The sequence below is a fragment of the Vibrio sp. ZF57 genome, assembly GCF_001691235.1.
GTDB classification, from domain to species: Bacteria; Pseudomonadota; Gammaproteobacteria; order Enterobacterales; family Vibrionaceae; genus Vibrio; species Vibrio crassostreae_C.
In genome coordinates this window covers 1-17,571 of sequence record NZ_MAKD01000106.1, presented here as the reverse complement: position 1 = coordinate 17,571, position 17,571 = coordinate 1, and the positions used below count along the sequence as shown (strand labels likewise).

Sequence of the window (17,571 nt, the reverse complement as noted above, 5' to 3'; positions counted from 1 at the left end):
AAATACGCGAAACGGGGTTGTTCTATCTTTAAATTTAATTACGCAACAAAGCCGCGCTAATGTCGTTTATGACCGAAGACTGTGTCTTCCACACCGTGGCAGGAGAAGGCGAACTTGGAAACACTATCGAAGGGTACGAAGCCGTTCGCAATAGCTTTGAATTGGTTTGGCAGAACTTTCCAGATGCAGCCTGGAGCGATCCTGTCCACTTTGTGTGTGGAGACCGCGCGGTAAGCGAATCAACGTTCTCTGCGACTAACCCAGATGGCACCGTCATCGAAGCTCGTATGGTTGATGTGTTTACCCTGAAAGATGGAAAAATCAGCGTAAAAATCTAAGCCCAGACGATAAACCGATTCTCACTGAGATGTTAAATCTAGCCAAAGAAAATGGTCGTGGCGTTTACACCTATCGATGGTTAAATCCGCTGTCGAGCAAAGTGGAAACTAAGCACACTTACTATCGAGTTATCGACAATAAGTTGGTTGGGGTGGGTTATTACACAAATTCAAACAACACGTAAACGCGTTTCTACGGAACCCTAAACCCAGTTAAATAAAGGGCTGGGGGCTCGAAATGCCGGTTTGTGCAAAAAGCAATTTAGTAAAATTCACACTGTGTAATTTTTGTTGTGAAATTGTTTCAAAAATAACAGTAGTATGAAAAACATGGAAACCACACAGTAAAGAACAATTTTGAAAAGGGTCTATTGGGATGTTTGACCTAAATGAAATTTAAAGCCGTACGAGGGATAGACTATGAATATGCTGACACTAGACAAAACAGAACTTCACAGAAACCATTCAACATTTATTGCTGAAGCTGTCTTTGCCGTCGAAATGGTGAAAGCAGACAAGCAACTCGAAAAACAAAAAATGGCGAAACAGTTGCTTGATACTCTATTTCCTCTAGAGACGGGTTCACATGAAGATGTAGTGAGTTACGAGATCGATTACCGACACGTTCAGGTTTACTTCAAGAATGGCGAACATACTGGACTGAAACGCGCTAAACACTTTGTGGCTTACACAGGTGATAAATCTAAGCCTTCAGCAATCCTATTCCGTGATGAAAGCGGTACGCACGTTGAAGTGACAATCGGTGCTCGTAAAGGCACAGGCCGCCTGGAGTTGGTTGATATTCAAGATATCCAATTAGAGACGTGCACTACGTTTGGTCAAACTGAGGCCAGCCGTTCTTCTGGCATCCGTCACTGGGTGAGCTTAGTAAAAGGCGATGAAAGTGGCCGCCCGAATGCATCAAGTGAAGACAAAGAGTTCACTGCGAAAAATGGTGAAGACTATAACCTAGGTTTTTGCTTCGCAATCTAACGAACTGTCTTTGAAATGTGCAGTGCTGATCTGTGAGACGCAGCACTGACATTTGAGCACTGATTTCTCTTTTACCTTTGGTAACTTTCCCCGCCCCTATAGCGGGGCTTTTTTATTAGAGCTATAAGTAAATTGGGCGATTATCAAAATTATATGCAGAAATTTTGGATGTGACGTTACAGTGTGTGGTTTTGATTTAAGTTGTTGTATTTAAATAATTTTGTTCTTTTGTTTTATTCTGTTTTTATTAGGTTAACTATCATTGTCAACGGTGGTTTGGGCGACTATTGAGCGAAATCTCAGTCAAAATGCTTTGAGCTGTGCTATAATACGCGCCTTGGGATTGAGCCAGTAAGTCCATTTATCACTAACTATTGTGATTTTTATTGCCTTTTATTTAGGCGATGCGGCGAGCCAATCAAGTAGTAGTTGGATATGGAGAGCGTCCTTATATTCGTTGAATCGGATATGCGAACATCATAATTTATGAGTTTTAAATCAAAAAAGTACAGTATTGATTCTACTGACTATCAAGTTGGTCAAGACAACGTCAGTAAATGGGGCATGGATGTCCATAACACAGTTTTCGTAGCCTCAGTTGGCTTATCTCTTCTCTTCATCATCACTCTTCTTGCTCTTCCTCCTGCAGATGCTAAAGCTGCAATTGATTCTATTAAGGGTGCTGTTCTATCAAAGTTTGACTTCCTGTTTATGTGGGGAGCTAACATCATGCTAGCGTTTGCTGTTGTTCTTGCTTTTTCACCGTTGGGTAAAATCCGTTTAGGTGGCGAAGACGCGACGGCGGACTATTCAATGTCATCTTGGATTGCGATGTTATTCGCAGCAGGTATGGGTATTGGACTTATCTTCTGGGGTGTTGCAGAGCCAACTGCGTTCTTCACTAATTGGTTCGGAACGCCATTAGACGCAGAACCTTTCACAGCCGCTGGTCGTGAACTGGCGCTAGGCGCAACCGTATTCCACTGGGGTTTTCATGCATGGGCTATCTATGGCATGACGGCGCTTTGTCTGGCGTACTTTGTTTATAACAAAGGCTTACCGCTATCAATGCGTTCTGTGTTTTACCCAATTCTGGGTGAGCGTGTGTGGGGCAAAACTGGTGATGTAATCGATGTACTAACCGTACTGGTTACTCTGTTTGGCCTTGCGACTTCATTGGGCTTAGGTGGTACACAAGCAGCAAGTGGTATTAGCCACGTGTTCGGCTTGGAAAACAACATCTTCCTTCAGCAATCTATCATCGTTCTGATCATGGGCTTGGCGATCATCTCTGTACTACGTGGTATGGACGGTGGTGTTAAGTTCCTAAGTAACCTGAACATGGTTATTGCATTCATATTCCTTGGTCTTATCGCTGTATTGAATTTCACAACTGTGCTTGATTCAATGGTAACGGCGGCAACGGGCTATGTGAAAAATATCGTAGCTTTGAGCCAAAGTGCGGGTCGTGAAGACACAACATGGCTGCATGGTTGGACTGTGTTCTACTGGGCATGGTGGGTAGCGTATGCACCTTTCTTCGGTATGTTCGTAGCGCGTATTTCTAAAGGCCGTACGGTTCGTGAATTCCTACTTTGCGTATTGATTATCCCAACATTGGTGACTTCAGCTTGGATGTCTATCTTCGGTGGCGTAGCTATCGAGCAAGTGATTAATCAGGTGGGGCAACTTGGCCTCGACCAAGGCATTACAGATGTATCTCTAAGCTTGTTTTACATGCTAGATGCTTACTCGTTCGGTAGCATTCTGTCTGTTCTCGCAGTCGCGCTGATCATTGTGTTCTTCGTTACAACGTTGGACTCAGGTTCTATCGTTATCGATGGCATGACGGCGGGTGGTAAATTAGAAGTGCCAGTGAAACAGAAAGTCGTTTGGGCGGTTATCTCAGGTGCTATCGCGATGGTGATGCTGTGGATTGGTGGTACTCAATCAATCCAAGCTCTGCAATCTATTACGATTATTGCAGCACTGCCGTTTACGATCATTCTTTTGATTGGTTGTGTGAGCTTGTTGAAAGGCCTACTGACAGAAGTCGGTAAAGGGCAAGAAACGGTTACTCCGGCCACTAAGTAAGTACCTCTAGATAGGAACTTACTCTAATCAGCAGATTCAAAGCTCCCTTGCACCGCGTGCAAGGGAGCTTTTTTATGCCGTAGAAGACATCAGCGAAAGAGAAACAAAAAAGAGCCACAAGTGAGTAGTCATTTGTGGCTCTTTTAGTTCTTGGCTCTTAGTTATTAGTCTAGGTGCCCGGTTCTAGCTATGAGCGGGTTTACGCTTACGCGTTCAATTCGTGCTGAATAACGTAATCCAAAGCACCAACAACAGCAGCAACTTGAGCATCGTTACACTCTTCGTCTGTTACTTTGTCACTGTCTGGGTAAACCTCTGTGGTTGTACCGTACTTACAGTCAGTCACGCCGCCACATAAGCCAAGCTTCTTCATTGGGTAGTTGATCACGCCGTGTTGAGTGACGTCTGAACCAATGATCTTGCCTTCGTCATCCGCAGGCGCAATGTGGGTTACTTTTTCAACTGAAGCGATGACAGCAGCTTGGAATTCAGGTTGTGGGTTTTCAGTATCGCCAACAGTGTAGAAACCGTCTGGGATCATACCGTCGATGTACTCAATGCCATCACGAGCTGCGAGTGCAGGTCGGAATTCAGTTTCATCAGAGTCAGTCGTCTCATGCAGGTCAACGTGAACCAATACTTCTGGCAGAGACGCTACTAGAGCTCGTAGGTTTGCTGATTCTTCTGCTGGCGTACCGTCGTAGAAAGAGCGGTTTGGATCAACAGCATTTGGATTCCAGCGGTTGATCACTTCGTAGCCCCAAGGGCTCACACAAGGTGCGACAACAATGTTGAAGTGCGTCGTGTATTTTTCTGCTTGAGTCGCAGCGAATTTGATCGCGCCATGCACGCCACTGGTTTCGTAACCGTGAACACCACCTGTCACCAGAATCGTCGGCTTTGACTCGTCCCAGTTTTTGCTCTTGATAGCGAAGAGTGGGAAGCGAGCTTCGTCGTAGCTCAGTGCGCCGTATTGTTCGATGTCAAAGCGGTCTGCAAGTGCTTTAATCTTTGGTACAACTTCTTGCTGGTATTCACGCTTAACCGTTCGTTGAGCTAACCATGCTTCACGTTCTGCTTGTTGCCATTTTTGCCCTGGCTTACCAATCGGGTAGGTAGATTCACTTTTCATCAATACTTTTTCTTTTATGTTCGTGAAAGATTAAGACAGATTATTCCCGTCTAACAGAGACAGCAATAGAAAACACAACTTGTGACTTTATTTTTTACAGACTCATAGCTTTGATGAGTGAATTGATGGTGTTACATTTTATTGATGGTTCAATTCTTTATAAAGAGACAACAAAATGGCTGGAGCAAGTTTACTAACACTGTTAGATGACATTGCAACCGTGTTGGATGATGTCGCATTGATGTCTAAGGTAGCCGCTAAAAAAACCGCAGGCGTATTAGGTGACGATTTAGCCCTTAACGCCCAGCAGGTATCCGGTGTTTCTGCTGAAAGAGAAATCCCAGTGGTATGGGCGGTCGCAAAAGGCTCATTTAAAAACAAGCTGATTTTGGTTCCGGCAGCACTATTGATCAGTGCATTCATTCCTTGGTTGATCATGCCACTACTGGTGATTGGTGGTCTGTTTCTTTGTTTTGAAGGGGCAGAGAAAATCTTAGAAAAGCTTTTTCCTCATGCTCATCAACACGAAGAGAAAGATGAGGAAAGCAGCTCGGGTGAATCTGTTGAAGAGTATGAGAAGCGAAAGGTCTCAGGCGCAATTCGTACCGACTTCATCTTATCTGCGGAAATCATTGTGATAGCTCTGGGTACCGTAACGGGTACAAGTATCGTGACTCAGATTCTTGTGGTGAGTTTGATAGCGGTTGTGATGATGATTGGTGTTTATGGCTTAGTGGCAGGGATCGTTAAGCTGGATGATTTAGGTTTCTATCTCCAACGCACATCAAATGGGAGTGCCATTAAAACCCGATTGGGTAATGGGTTAGTCGCATTTGCACCAAAGCTAATGAAGATGCTTGCGGTTGTCGGCACGGCTGCAATGTTCTTGGTTGGCGGCGGTATTGTGGTACACAACGTTCCAGCAATTCATCACTTAATTGAACCGATTATTATGGACTTCAGTGGACATACGATTGCGACTGCGGTGGTACCAACGCTATTAAATGGTGTGATTGGGGTTTTATCTGGATTGATTGTCGTTGCTATTTGGACTGCTATCGGAAAAATTCGCGGTAAGTAATCGTTAAATTACTGCTGGGAATAAGACAGTCTTTTATCGAAACAAAAAAGGGTCACCATAATTACTATGGTGACCCTTTTCGCTAAATGGAGGGTGTTTATTTAACAGCCCAAGTGCTTATTTTACAGACCAAGCAATCGCCTCGCCGCCACGGATTGGCACAACGATGTCTGAACCGAAAGGCATCGTTTCAGCAACATTCCACTCTTCTTTAACGAGCGTAATTGTATCTGAGTTACGTGGCATGCCGTAGAAGTCTGGGCCATTGTGGCTCGCGAATGCTTCTAGGTTCTCAATCTTGCCTTCTAAATCGAATACTTCAGCGTACAGTTCAACCGCAGCGTGCGCTGTGTAAGAACCTGCACAACCACACGCTGACTCTTTTGCACCTTTAGCGTGTGGTGCAGAGTCTGTACCCAAGAAGAACTTCTTGCTACCGCTTGTTGCTGCTTCAATAAGTGCTAACTGGTGTGTGTTGCGCTTAAGGATAGGTAGGCAGTAGAAATGTGGCTTAATGCCGCCAACCAACATGTGGTTGCGGTTATAAAGCAAGTGGTGAGCAGTAATGGTTGCCGCTACGTTCTCGTTAGCGTTCTTAACGAAAGTCGCAGCATCTGCCGTCGTGATGTGCTCTAGAACGATCTTCAGGTTAGGGAAGTCGTTAACAATCGGTGCTAGAACTGTGTCCAGGAACTGCTTCTCACGGTCAAAGATATCAACATCGTGAGCCGTTACTTCACCGTGTACCAGCAGCAACATACCCACTTCTTGCATTGCTTCGAGTACGTGGTAAATCTTTTGAGCTGAAGTTACACCTGAATCAGAGTTAGTCGTCGCGCCAGCAGGGTATAGCTTCGCTGCTACAACAGCGCCAGATTCTTTCGCTTTACGAATTTCATCAGGTGTTGTGTTGTCTGTCAGGTAAAGTGCCATTAGAGGCTGGAATTGCTCGCTTGGCTGCTGTGCCATGATGCGTTCACGGTAAGCAAGAGCCATTTCGGTATCGGTTACCGGTGGGATGGTATTTGGCATGATTAACGCTCGACCATTGTAACGGCTGATATCGCGAACTGTATCTTTTAATACTTCGCCATCGCGTAGATGAACGTGCCAGTCGTCAGGACGAGTAATCGTAAGTTGTGTCATTGAAGGCTCCCACCATTTGAAGTGTTATGTAGTTGGAGCCTAAACTCAGCGAAATCTGTGAAAGCAATCGCTTACGTTTAGGCGACAGGATGATAGTGGAAAAGTACTTTCATTTCATCCTATTTTTAACTCTTCATGGCTAGGAGCTTGTTTTTATGGATATTTTATTCGGTATCTATTTGTTAATAAGGGTTAGCGGGTGGCTACCCACAGACCATGGATCATTCCTGGAACCCAGAAGAAGAAAGTAAGAATGATATTAATCACCAAATCTTTCCCGGCGCCGCGAGCGAAGAACACGCCAACAGGCGGAAGCAGTACACATAAGATGATAATGACGAGTTTGTTCATGATAAATCCTTTTTATTCAATGAAAGTTCAATGCGGTAAACGTGTTCATATTATAGAACGTCTCGAGAGTGTTACTGCATTGCTGCCTTAATGTATCAAGATAGAAAGCTAAACATCTCAAGATACTAGCCTAGTATCAAGTGTTTAATGCCTGCCAGTTTATCTATTTATAACCAAATGCTTATAATCAGTATTCCCATCAAGATATACATTTAATCATTTGAAGTTTGGCCGTGATTTTATGACTAGGCATTTCCAAGAGTCAATTTTGCATATTTGCTAAACATATCCAGTTACAAAAAGATAACATCGCAATCTAATGTAGCATTCGTATGCTACAAGGTTAAATTTTAAAAAGGTCAAACGATATGTTAGATGTGTTGCCAAAGAAGGCTAATTTGTTACAGGTAGCTTTAATCTTGGCTGTTTCAGGTTGTAATGGTGATTCAGGAGTTGGTTCTACTTCGAGCCCAGATAGGCCAGCTCAATCGAACGTACTTTACTCCGTTCAAGATACCATGCAGCACACTAAACCTCGTGAAACTTTTTATGTTGATCTCTCCAACAATATGGAAAGTTCTGATGGGACACCTGTTGCTCTGCTGAATGTTGAATCCCTTAATTCTGACTATCATTGCGATGTGGTTTCTAACGACCAAAATGGTTTTTATATTAAAGCAACGCAAGTAAACCTATGTGACTACCGATTTCGTGTTGGATCCTCTGTGTCAAGAATGTCAACAGCGATATCTTATGATGGCTATAGTGAGGCTACAGCTCGAATCGCTATAGCTGAAAACAGTGAACAATTAATACCCATATCATCTGCAACTTCAACTGGAACACCCATTTCGGTGAACGTGAAGGACGAGTTAGCAAATTTGGGGTACGAGGTCGACACGAGTCGCTATACACTTAGTATGACGCTAACTTTGCCTAATAGCGATTCAACGCTTTCATCAGCAGTATCTGATCCCGCGAATAACGTTATAGAGTATACTCCAGGTGCTGGACTTGAATCCGGAGTTGAGAGGGTTTTATATAGCTATAGTGATGGAGTAAATGTTCTTAGTGGTAGCCTGGATATTGCAGTTTCAACAACAGTAAATGGTGCTCCAATAGCTAACTCTACATATATACAGACATTTACCGATCCTGATACCTTAAAAATAGTGTCAGAAGTTCCATACGGGAAAACGGTCACAATTGACGTTTTGAGTCTCATTTCTGATCCTAATGGTGATTCATTACAATTAATTGATGTCTATGCTTACGATGCTGATGTTGCCATTATAGAAGATGCTAACTTAGATGGTAATCTGTTCAATGACACTATTTTCACGTTTACTACTTCTAATTCTGGCTATCACAATATCACTTACGTTGTCTCTGATAACAAAGGAGGCTATGCCACCGGGATAATAAAGTTAAAATCCGAAGACTTATACCCGATAATTGATTTTAATGAAGGCAATGTATATCAATCTGTTACTCCACCTTTAACTATGGAGCAGGCAGAAACTGCGAGTATTGAATTCGAAATAATAGGAACAGGAGATGGCACCAATGCCGTCGATAATGTAACAACCGTAGCGCATTCGAAAGGTGTTGCTGAAGCAATTTGTACTGCAAGAGGTGCTTTTTTACCGAATCAAGTAGATTTGCAAGAACTTTATGCTTGGAAGCCTGATGGTCAAATATTTACAGACTATAGATATCCAAATGACAAACCGTATTGGACTAGTGACCAGGTTGATGAAACTACCACAACACTAGTCAATCTATTTGATGGTTCAGTCACTGCTAGTAATAATGAAGAGGTAAATTATGTTCTTTGTACTAATACTTATTATATCCCAGAAATCACCCCAGTATCTATCAGTTTAAATGGTGTGACTTCGATTCAACGTGACTTAGAGCTAGATAAACATGAATTATATCAGGCGACTATAACTAACTCAATTGGCCAAATGGAACAAGTTCCAGCCGAATATGTCAATTGGACAGTAACTGAGTTGAACGTTAGTACCTTTGATGAACATACAGGTATCTTGACAGCGTATTCTACCGCAAATACTGAACCTCAATTTAATGTTAATATTGAAGCTTGCTATGACTCATTTTGTGATAACTTGAACGTTACTTTACTCGCACCTTTGGGTATAACTTCATATGAAGGAAGTGAATTTCTTCCGTTGTTAACGAGAGAACAAGTACTCCGCTATAGTGATAATAATACTTCGATTTTTGCTCCGAATGATACTGCCGATTATACGTATTCGTTACTCAACAGTTATGGGTATAACGCAGATGACGCGAACTTTATAGAGTCTGGATATGATAGCAGCCAGACTCAATATTACTGCTCATCAATAAACTTCGATGGTGGTGGGTGGAAAGAATTTGACTCGTCAACTATTGCACTTCGGTTTGCTAGCGCTTGGAATGCAGACCCTGCATATAAAGCCATACCTGCAGGTCGTATATATTCACATTCCGGTTACCTAGATGAGTTTTGGTTCCGAGGAAATGGTTTGCTCTATAAGTTTTACATTAATAATTACGTGGAACCAACCAGTGAAAACGGTGGTATCACGTATTATAGAGGTCCTGAAGATACTCCTGAGGCCGACTTTAATTACTTTGGTAGCCAAGTACACGTTTTTTTATCATGCTATAGATGATAGTTATGAGTCTGTCTCCCTTTAAAGTAGGTTGAAAATCTTTAGTAAGCCAGTAGCGATGTTACTGGCATTTTTAATGCGAATTATTTACGTGTTATTGTCATGTTGATATTTATTAATTAATAACCGCAAGGTGAATTCTCCGTCTCACTCTATTTCCCCAACTAAAGACATCACTTGTAAATTAAACGCTAGATTATAATAACTTAGGTTACGATTTAGGTAGTTTAACTTGTGATGGTCATAATTAATATTATATAAAGCAATATAATAAAATAGTTATGATGCTCATTTTTATAACTCAGATAGTCACCAGCGTTACCCCTTCTCATATCCAATTGAAACACCTTTCTCAAAGTTTCATAATGGTTATTATGATATCCAATTTAGTGTAACTGAAAGTATTTATTGTACAGATCTTATTCCCTAGATAAATGAACTAGTCGGCGATATATCGACTAGGCATATTTAACTATAAATAATTCCAACGTGCTAACCTAAAACGTAGTTATTTTAATATTATATACCCGTTGTTTAGCAAGAGGCTAACGCAATGCTTATATTATATTAAAGGAAATAAAATGAAAAAATTAACACTCATTACATTATTGTCTGCAATTGCTGTTGTTCCGGCTTTTGCTGCACCTGGCGATACCTCTATTGGTTCTGCAGTATTCAGCGGCTTTGTTCCTGGTTTTGTATCCAACGGTGACATCATTGTTACTGGTGCGGGCGGTAGTGAAGACTCTGCTTCTTTTGTTGGTACGTTACAGGTGAACGCTGACGGTACGTTCACAACGACTAAACCAGTTGTTTTGGAAGCGCATGACTACACGGGGGCTGTGCTTGGGGCTTTAACTCCAGCTAACTGGACGGTATCACAAGTAAATGTGCTTCCAGCTTCAATGGGTGAAGTACAGCCTAACATTGTCGTTGGCGATAACCTTTCAGCGACGGAACTTACTGCAGCTGACTACTTAGCTTCAACTCAACTTTCAGCAGGCGATACGATTCAACTGTATGTTGCTAACGATACAGCACACTCAACTCCAGATGATATTGCTGGTTCAGAAGTTATCGTTAACGTTGATATGATTGCAACTTTGCCATAAGAAAAAATCTCATTATTTGATAGGCACTTAATTAATTAAGTGCCTTGTTTTTCGAGGCTGATGAAAATGAATATCTATATAAATTATTTCTTTCTATTATTGCTTGTTATTTTTAGTTTCAATAGCTTTGGCTATGAAAGCTATTCATTTCCAGTAAATACACAAATAAATAGAGCGAATTTGTATGACTATTCTATAAGTGTAGATTTATCTGATGAGTTTATTGCACTGAAGTATGATAGTGAGAACGAAACCTTTCTAAATGGGCGTTTTTATTCTTATATTAGAACTAATATACCAACAAGCACTGGGGATTCGTTTGAATACAGTTATAACATATCAGAGTTCACTTCTAAATGTGTTCTCAACGATAGCGGTGAGACTATGTATGATGATTTTGTCGATCTCTATATCGATAGAAAACATTACTCTGATATTTTAGATATACCAAACTTTGAATTTAATAATATTAAAAATACTGAATATGAAAACTCTACCAATGAATTTGAATTAGTGACAAATAAAAATATACCGAGTGATGAGCCATTAGATTGCAATGGTCGTATTACGTTCAATGTGGAGCTTCAACTATAATGTTTATTAGACTTTGGTTTGGTTTAAACTTAATTATCATATTTTTCTTGGCCATAATATATAGTTCAAAATCCGTCGCAAATATTCCAGATGGATTTGAAGATATGTTTGAAGAGAAGTTGATAAGAATGCCACTAATTCTCTCGGCTGATAACAACAAATTATTCTATTCGGAAGCTTTCATCTCGGGTGATGAAGTAAGAATTCCCACTTCACAAAAACAACTTGTAGCACAAGCATTGGCGAATGAACTTGGTATTGAGAAAGATGTTAGCGATGCGATGGCAACAACACTGGTAAATGGGGTTGAATCGAGCCTAGATTGTAAAGGTTATCGAAGTGAATGTGGTCTACTACCTGATTTATATGATTTTGTTTATGTGCCAGATAGCCAATCATTGATTATTCATGTTAACTCACAATTCTTAACTGAGATAATAGAAGAGTCAGAAATAAAATTTGTAAAAGAAGAGATCGATCAAAACGCGATCATTATGTCACATGGTTTGAATCTATCTGGTTCTTATAGCGACAACACTGATTATACATCGTCTTATTCTTATCAACATGAAAATTATGCAGGTTTTGGCAAGTATGGCTATTTGCATAATGATCTAAACTTTAGTGATGTCAATGGTTTCAGTTCGGATGACTCATCGTATAACTATGTTGGTGGTAATACTCGTTTCTCTGTCGGGTATAAATACCAAGAACGCTCTTGGAATAGTACTCAGTTTTTAGAAAATGGCAGCAAAACTTCTGGTTACATGTTGTCGATTGGATCGACGAGAGAGCTAGTAAAAAAATCATCTCCTAATTCTAGACGAGTATATTTGAACATTTCAAGAGCTGGTCGACTAGAAATTAATGATGATAGAGGCCGTGTTCTATTAAGTCGTAATGTGGATGCAGGGCAAGAATACTTTGACTATAACGAGCTACCATCTGGTACTTATACTGCGACAATTCGAATATTTGATGGCAGTGAAGAGTTTTACACAGAAGATAGGTTGATAGTCAATACAAGCTCTTCGTCGATTAAAACCGGCGAACTAGATTATCATATTACAGCCGGTTATTTATCAAGAGACCTGACGAATACGGGACTAGAGGACGATTTTGACCAGAAATCCATCAACTTTGCTTATGATAATTATGAAAGTCCAATGTTCACCAATGGGAAATTGAGCTATCAAGTTACGGATTTTTTTGCACTGGGTGCAGGTTCGTTTATTACAGGGGAAGATAATTATAATTATGTTGGTGGTCACTTATCTTTAGGGGAAGTGTCCAGAATATCGGCAGTAACAGGATTATTTGACGATGGATCTAGTTTTTATAATTTTGATGTGGGGATTTATAACTTAAGTGTATCTTACACAAAATTTGATAGTGAAAATGATAATAGTATTGGAGATATTAGTTTGTCTCAACTTTTATTCAGTAACTCGAACTATACATCATTATCAGTAAATTACAACAAGTACTTAACGAGAAATATATCATCATATATAGCGGGTATATTAACAAAAAACCAATATAAAGATTTTAGTAATGGTTATAATAATGAATCAGAAAGTTGGTCTGCAAGAAGTGGCGTGCAGATATCATCATTACCACTTGACTCAAAGGTGAACTTAGAGTTATCAGCAAGTGAATCGAGCGATATAAATTATGGTGTTATGGCCTCAATAATTATTCCAATAGGCCAGGAAAACACATACACACATAGTACACAAGCACAAATAGATGATAGTGGTGATGTTGCGCTATCGCATAGAGATACAGTCTCAAGTAGTCTAATTAACAGAAACAATCTAAATGTATCAAGCTCTGCGGGACTTTATTATCAAGATTCTACTGAAGACCAAAGCAGTGCCGATTTATCATTGTCTGCAAATTATAAGAATAAACATATTGACTCAAACTCTTATGCCTATATCAATTCAAGTAGTAATACAAGTGTTTCTGCATATATTGGTACAAGTAATATCGTAACTTCTCAAGGAATAGAGTTTACGAGTGAAAAGTCATCTTCTTATTTTATTTCGAATAATGATACAGGGGAACTGTCTTCGGATGGAAAATTCTTGGCGGTAGTTAACTCCGAGCAGAATGGAAAACAAAGCAATGCTTATGTTAGTGGAGATGCTTTGACGGTATATCCATTAAAAGAGTTCTATGAATATGAATTCAAGCTTGATACGGAAGCCTCTGATTTTTACAACAATGGTGAGTCTTATACGTCGGCTACTAGTTATCCAGGAACTGTTATCCGTTTGGATACGTCGTTGTCTGAGTTGAAATCATTTATATCGACGTTTAGTGATATAAATGGAAATCCGATAGACGGAGTTGAATGTATCGGTGGAGGTTGTGTTTCTACTGACAAGCTTGTTGAAGGTGTGTATCAATTTAAGGTGAAAGATAAACAACCTTACAAAATTATATCTAAGGAAAACCAATGTGTAATACCGGAGTTATCATCGGTTAATAATTTGAATTTAGGTAATAACTTCTGTATGCCATCATTCGAAGAAAATAGTGAAGGTTATCAGATAGCCCTAGTTGATGGTGTTTATTATTACTACTTAGGGCAATACAAGGATAGTAATATTGTATTGAACTATCAGAACAAACTGAACAACTCAGGTGTTGAAATTATAAACAAAAAGCTTGGCGGTTATTTGTATATATTCGCTAAGTCTCCTGAGCAACTAACTACGGCAAACAAACTGTATGTTGATGAACTCATTAATTATGCAGTTCATATGGAGATGACGCCATATGCTTATAACTAACATAGAGAAAATTATGCAACGTGTAATATTTACTTCGATACTATTAATGACGACCTCTTTTAGCCATGCATTTAGCATAGATAAAATGCTTCTTATAGCTGGAGAAGATGGTAATGGAGTTTTTACTCTGACTAGTTCGAAAACTGAACCTGAATATATAAAAGGTAACGTTAGCCAAGTAAAGGTTGAAAACGGAGAGTTAGAAAAGGTAGAGCTAACAAAAGATAATTTACCTTTATGGGATCTTGCGCTATTACCCAATAAACTGATATTAAATCCGGGGGAAAGACGTCGTGTATCAGTAAAGAATTTATGTCAGGTTAATTGTGATGATTTAGAGAAGGACAAAGTTTATCAAGTGACTTTCATGCCTAGCGTTATCGATGGAGATAAAAAAGAAAGTATAATTGGTATTAATTATGGTTATGCTCCTTATTATATTGTACCTGCAAAAAATACTAATGTTGACTACAAAGTTAAATATAACGGTTCAGAAGTTTATGTGGAAAATAATGGTAACACATTTTTCTACATACAGTTTGATAACTGTAAACCGAATTCTGTTAGTAACAAATGTAAACAAACTAATACAATACTATCTGGTCGAAAGAAAACCATAAAATTAGCAGAAGGCCTGCAAAATGTCGATTCGTTATCCGTTAAGGTAGCCAACCATGATTACAGTTATAACAAAAATATCACTATTAAAAAGAAATAGCCTAATTAGTATAGCGCTATTATTCACGGCTTTAGATAGTAGCCATGCTGCAGATGTATACGGAACGATTACAGCAAACAACTCTGTGGTTTGGAACAATGCGGCGCCAAATAGTTATTTCGGTAGTGAAGCTATATCTCCATCTGCATGGATGATAGCGCAAGAGCAACCAACGGCAGAGTGGTATCCCGCAACGATGGATAACCAACCCGTTAATAACGTTAGCTTTGTTAATCATTCTACAGGCGAAAGTTTTAACACCAGCCTGGAGTTGTTAGGCGTTGAGTACAATTTGGGTAGCTCGGCTAGTTATTTCACATCAAAAGACTACGGGTCAAATGTGGGAATGGGAGTTGCCAATGAGTGTGCAGCTACAAATATAAGTGGTTCGAGTGCGAAAGTGGGCCAAGAGTCGACTTTGTGTGTGTCGCGAATGGGTTACACAGCAACAAGCCGAATAGAGCCTTTTAAGTTTTATCGACCTGCTTTCGCTTTGCCTAATATCAGTAATGATGTGTTCGCAGCCCCTGTTGGATCTGGAACTTTTACGGCATCAATTAACCTTTCACCCACTTACTTTTTTACAAGTCAAACCGGTACGATGACTTATACCAGAGTGCCGGAGACGTTAATTATCACGATTGATTATCAAGCTGCGATCCTTGAATCATTAACGGTACTTGGAGACGGGAATATTGAACCCCAGTATGATACTGCAACAAAAAGGATCTCTGGTACAACGAGGTATGATGTTAGCTTGTTAGGGACTTTACCTACAGGCGTTATTATGACATTTAGCCCTACGTCAGGTGACTATGAGCTTACAAATATTGATAACTCGCTAGATAAGATACCCTACACAATCACGTGTGCCATTGGCTGCGAAAGCCCTGACAAGGTGATTGTCCAAGACGGAGTACTTAATACCGCATCTTTTCCTGATTCAGAAGTGATTACAGTGAATGGAGAAGGTAGTAACAAAGTTGATGTAGCATACGATGTTAGTTTTGATGTCGATGGAAATGCACTCAGTTCAGGTAATTACCAAGGGTCGTTTAATGTTGTTTATGAGGTGAACCTGTGAACCGACTAATTAATAATATTTTTTTTATGTTTCTAGTACTAACCAGCGGTGCAGCGGTTGCTGAGAAGCCAACTGCTCATATTTTGGGGGTAGGGGCAAACTATGGCTATAATTTTGATGGAGATATGTTTGAGAATTCTCAATCTATTTATTTTCTCTACCAATATAACCGACTTCAATTGAATCTAGGTATCAAACATTATAAATTATTAGATGATTCTGAGTACATACCTGATTTAGGTTTGCTTTATAGTATACATGATGGAGAAGAAATTGATTTAAAGGTTGGAGTCGGATTTGAAGATAAATATCCAACAATAGAGTACCTTGCTGAGTATGCTTTGAATGAATATTTCGGTGCGAGTATCGCACTTAATCAAACGTTGAATGATGATTTTGGGCAAAATCAACGAGAAGCCGTGGTTGGATTATCTTATTATTTCAATGACAGCAAGCGTAAGATTGAGTCTGACCAAGTTGAACCTCGCCCTTCGTCACTTGAAATTACGAAAGCTCCGGATTGCACATCTGACCCAACTGATACGGACTGTGACTTCGATACTATGTCTAACAGTATATCCGAAGTTGCTGTTAAGCCGACATTACCTTATGTCGTACAAGAAGGTGATTGGTTATATGAACTACGTAGAAAGTTCGGCTTCGATTTAGAAGAGATCATTGAGAGTAATGATATTGAAAATCCTGATTTGATCATTCCTGGCCAAGTATTAGAATAAGCTCTTACCGGTAACCTGATCAATATTAAAGTATTACTAGACCTATTTCTTATAAGGTATGGTGATTACTACCGTTTTTGTTTTTAGTTCCCGCTAATCCGCGATGAACCTTTTTTTTGCACTCGATTAAATCTGTCTAACTATTCATCTATGATCTTACATAGCTTACGTTGATGTGAATAATCAAGTGTTGCCAAGAATCATGGTTTACATACCAGATCTTAGGTTCAGGTATTAAATATTACGAAGTTAGATAAAATTTAATTCTCTTAATGTAAAACCATTAAACTACTATGAAGACTTGCAAGATATGTATTAGCGTTTTACTCTTCGGTCTCTCCCTAAGGTTTAACTGCCATCAAATCGCTAACCAGTGCATAATATGCATAAGTCTGGTGAATTGATGTGGCCGTATCCATGCTGTATCATGATCGTTATGAATGGACTTTTCTGAACAAATCAATGTTTACAAATCTAACATCACGGATGCAAGAATGGCTGGTAGGCATTAGACTTCTTTTTTCCTGCGAATAAGCTAAACTCTCATATGTAACCAATTACAGGCTTTGTTTCCTAATTGGATCTCAGATAGAAACGGCCAGTATGGGTGATTATTAGGCTATTTCTATCGTTTTAGGCATACCTAACCCTGCAGGGCAAGATTACGAAGCCCCTTGCCCTGCAAGGACTTGCGAAAGGTAAGCGT

Annotated in this window: 13 protein-coding genes and 2 pseudogenes; 12 read left to right on the top strand and 3 right to left on the bottom strand. The window is 39.8% G+C overall.

Annotation, left to right across the window (positions count from 1 at the left end; genetic code table 11):
* Nucleotides 1-53: 53 nt before the first annotated feature.
* From A6D97_RS16085 to A6D97_RS16075, 4 genes and pseudogenes are all read left to right on the top strand, one after another.
* Nucleotides 54-338, top strand: a pseudogene (locus A6D97_RS16085) (nuclear transport factor 2 family protein); the annotation flags it as partial.
* Nucleotides 335-523 (top strand): annotated as a pseudogene (locus A6D97_RS21870) (hypothetical protein); the annotation flags it as partial. The pseudogenes A6D97_RS16085 and A6D97_RS21870, both read left to right, overlap by 4 nt.
* A 235-nt stretch (nucleotides 524-758) precedes the next feature.
* Entirely contained in the window at nucleotides 759-1,331 is a 573-nt protein-coding gene (locus A6D97_RS16080) for a malate synthase (RefSeq protein WP_017064292.1), read from the top strand.
* Between the two features lie 486 nt (nucleotides 1,332-1,817).
* Nucleotides 1,818-3,425 (top strand): BCCT family transporter, encoded by a 1,608-nt coding sequence (locus tag A6D97_RS16075; protein WP_065584800.1) that lies wholly within the window; start codon nucleotides 1,818-1,820, stop codon nucleotides 3,423-3,425.
* A gap of 205 nt (nucleotides 3,426-3,630) precedes the next feature.
* On the opposite strand, the gene A6D97_RS16070 is transcribed toward A6D97_RS16075, so the two are convergent.
* Complete coding sequence (locus A6D97_RS16070) at nucleotides 3,631-4,557, bottom strand: M14 family metallocarboxypeptidase (protein ID WP_065584799.1); 927 nt, start codon at nucleotides 4,555-4,557, stop codon at nucleotides 3,631-3,633.
* Between the two features lie 175 nt (nucleotides 4,558-4,732).
* On the opposite strand from A6D97_RS16070, the gene A6D97_RS16065 reads away from it, so the two are divergent.
* The gene (locus tag A6D97_RS16065) at nucleotides 4,733-5,638 is read left to right on the top strand and encodes a DUF808 domain-containing protein (protein WP_065584798.1); all 906 of its coding nucleotides are present in this window, start codon (nucleotides 4,733-4,735) and stop codon (nucleotides 5,636-5,638) included.
* Nucleotides 5,639-5,755: 117 nt separating this feature from the next.
* On the opposite strand, the gene pyrC is transcribed toward A6D97_RS16065, so the two are convergent.
* Both pyrC and A6D97_RS16055 read right to left on the bottom strand, forming a co-directional pair.
* Nucleotides 5,756-6,784: a dihydroorotase gene (pyrC, locus tag A6D97_RS16060; RefSeq protein WP_065584797.1), complete on the bottom strand. Its 1,029-nt coding sequence runs from the start codon at nucleotides 6,782-6,784 to the stop codon at nucleotides 5,756-5,758.
* A gap of 192 nt (nucleotides 6,785-6,976) precedes the next feature.
* On the bottom strand, nucleotides 6,977-7,135 hold the full coding sequence (locus A6D97_RS16055) for a YqaE/Pmp3 family membrane protein (protein ID WP_017059962.1): 159 nt from the start codon (nucleotides 7,133-7,135) through the stop codon (nucleotides 6,977-6,979).
* 368 nt (nucleotides 7,136-7,503) lie between these two features.
* On the opposite strand from A6D97_RS16055, the gene A6D97_RS16050 reads away from it, so the two are divergent.
* From A6D97_RS16050 to A6D97_RS16020, 7 genes are all read left to right on the top strand, one after another.
* Complete coding sequence (locus tag A6D97_RS16050; RefSeq protein ID WP_065584796.1) at nucleotides 7,504-9,819, top strand: hypothetical protein; 2,316 nt, start codon at nucleotides 7,504-7,506, stop codon at nucleotides 9,817-9,819.
* Nucleotides 9,820-10,400: 581 nt separating this feature from the next.
* Complete coding sequence (locus tag A6D97_RS16045) at nucleotides 10,401-10,931, top strand: hypothetical protein (RefSeq protein WP_065584795.1); 531 nt, start codon at nucleotides 10,401-10,403, stop codon at nucleotides 10,929-10,931.
* A gap of 66 nt (nucleotides 10,932-10,997) precedes the next feature.
* Entirely contained in the window at nucleotides 10,998-11,525 is a 528-nt protein-coding gene (locus tag A6D97_RS16040; RefSeq protein ID WP_240492705.1) for a hypothetical protein, read from the top strand.
* A complete protein-coding gene (locus A6D97_RS16035) occupies nucleotides 11,525-14,326 on the top strand; it encodes a CS1-pili formation C-terminal domain-containing protein (RefSeq protein WP_065584794.1) in 2,802 nt (933 codons plus the stop codon). Before A6D97_RS16040 ends, A6D97_RS16035 begins: the two co-directional genes overlap by 1 nt.
* A gap of 13 nt (nucleotides 14,327-14,339) precedes the next feature.
* Nucleotides 14,340-15,044 carry a hypothetical protein gene (locus A6D97_RS16030; RefSeq protein ID WP_229648578.1) on the top strand — a complete coding sequence of 235 codons (705 nt, stop codon included), beginning with the start codon at nucleotides 14,340-14,342 and terminating at the stop codon, nucleotides 15,042-15,044.
* Nucleotides 15,001-16,128, top strand: a complete 1,128-nt coding sequence (locus tag A6D97_RS16025) for a hypothetical protein (protein WP_065584793.1) — start codon at nucleotides 15,001-15,003, stop codon at nucleotides 16,126-16,128. The genes A6D97_RS16030 and A6D97_RS16025 overlap by 44 nt, the downstream gene beginning before the upstream one ends.
* Nucleotides 16,125-16,865 (top strand): LysM peptidoglycan-binding domain-containing protein, encoded by a 741-nt coding sequence (locus A6D97_RS16020; RefSeq protein WP_065584792.1) that lies wholly within the window; start codon nucleotides 16,125-16,127, stop codon nucleotides 16,863-16,865. Before A6D97_RS16025 ends, A6D97_RS16020 begins: the two co-directional genes overlap by 4 nt.
* Nucleotides 16,866-17,571: the final 706 nt, after the last annotated feature.

What these genes read in the sequence shown, in the direction of transcription:
- A6D97_RS16080 (WP_017064292.1), top strand. Translation starts at nt 759, where the DNA reads ATGAATATGCTGACACTAGACAAAACAGAACTTCACAGAAACCATTCA.
- A6D97_RS16075 (WP_065584800.1), top strand. Translation starts at nt 1,818, where the DNA reads ATGAGTTTTAAATCAAAAAAGTACAGTATTGATTCTACTGACTATCAA.
- A6D97_RS16070 (WP_065584799.1), bottom strand. Translation starts at nt 4,557, where the DNA reads ATGAAAAGTGAATCTACCTACCCGATTGGTAAGCCAGGGCAAAAATGG.
- A6D97_RS16065 (WP_065584798.1), top strand. Translation starts at nt 4,733, where the DNA reads ATGGCTGGAGCAAGTTTACTAACACTGTTAGATGACATTGCAACCGTG.
- pyrC (WP_065584797.1), bottom strand. Translation starts at nt 6,784, where the DNA reads ATGACACAACTTACGATTACTCGTCCTGACGACTGGCACGTTCATCTA.
- A6D97_RS16055 (WP_017059962.1), bottom strand. Translation starts at nt 7,135, where the DNA reads ATGAACAAACTCGTCATTATCATCTTATGTGTACTGCTTCCGCCTGTT.
- A6D97_RS16050 (WP_065584796.1), top strand. Translation starts at nt 7,504, where the DNA reads ATGTTAGATGTGTTGCCAAAGAAGGCTAATTTGTTACAGGTAGCTTTA.
- A6D97_RS16045 (WP_065584795.1), top strand. Translation starts at nt 10,401, where the DNA reads ATGAAAAAATTAACACTCATTACATTATTGTCTGCAATTGCTGTTGTT.
- A6D97_RS16040 (WP_240492705.1), top strand. Translation starts at nt 10,998, where the DNA reads ATGAATATCTATATAAATTATTTCTTTCTATTATTGCTTGTTATTTTT.
- A6D97_RS16035 (WP_065584794.1), top strand. Translation starts at nt 11,525, where the DNA reads ATGTTTATTAGACTTTGGTTTGGTTTAAACTTAATTATCATATTTTTC.
- A6D97_RS16030 (WP_229648578.1), top strand. Translation starts at nt 14,340, where the DNA reads ATGCAACGTGTAATATTTACTTCGATACTATTAATGACGACCTCTTTT.
- A6D97_RS16025 (WP_065584793.1), top strand. Translation starts at nt 15,001, where the DNA reads ATGATTACAGTTATAACAAAAATATCACTATTAAAAAGAAATAGCCTA.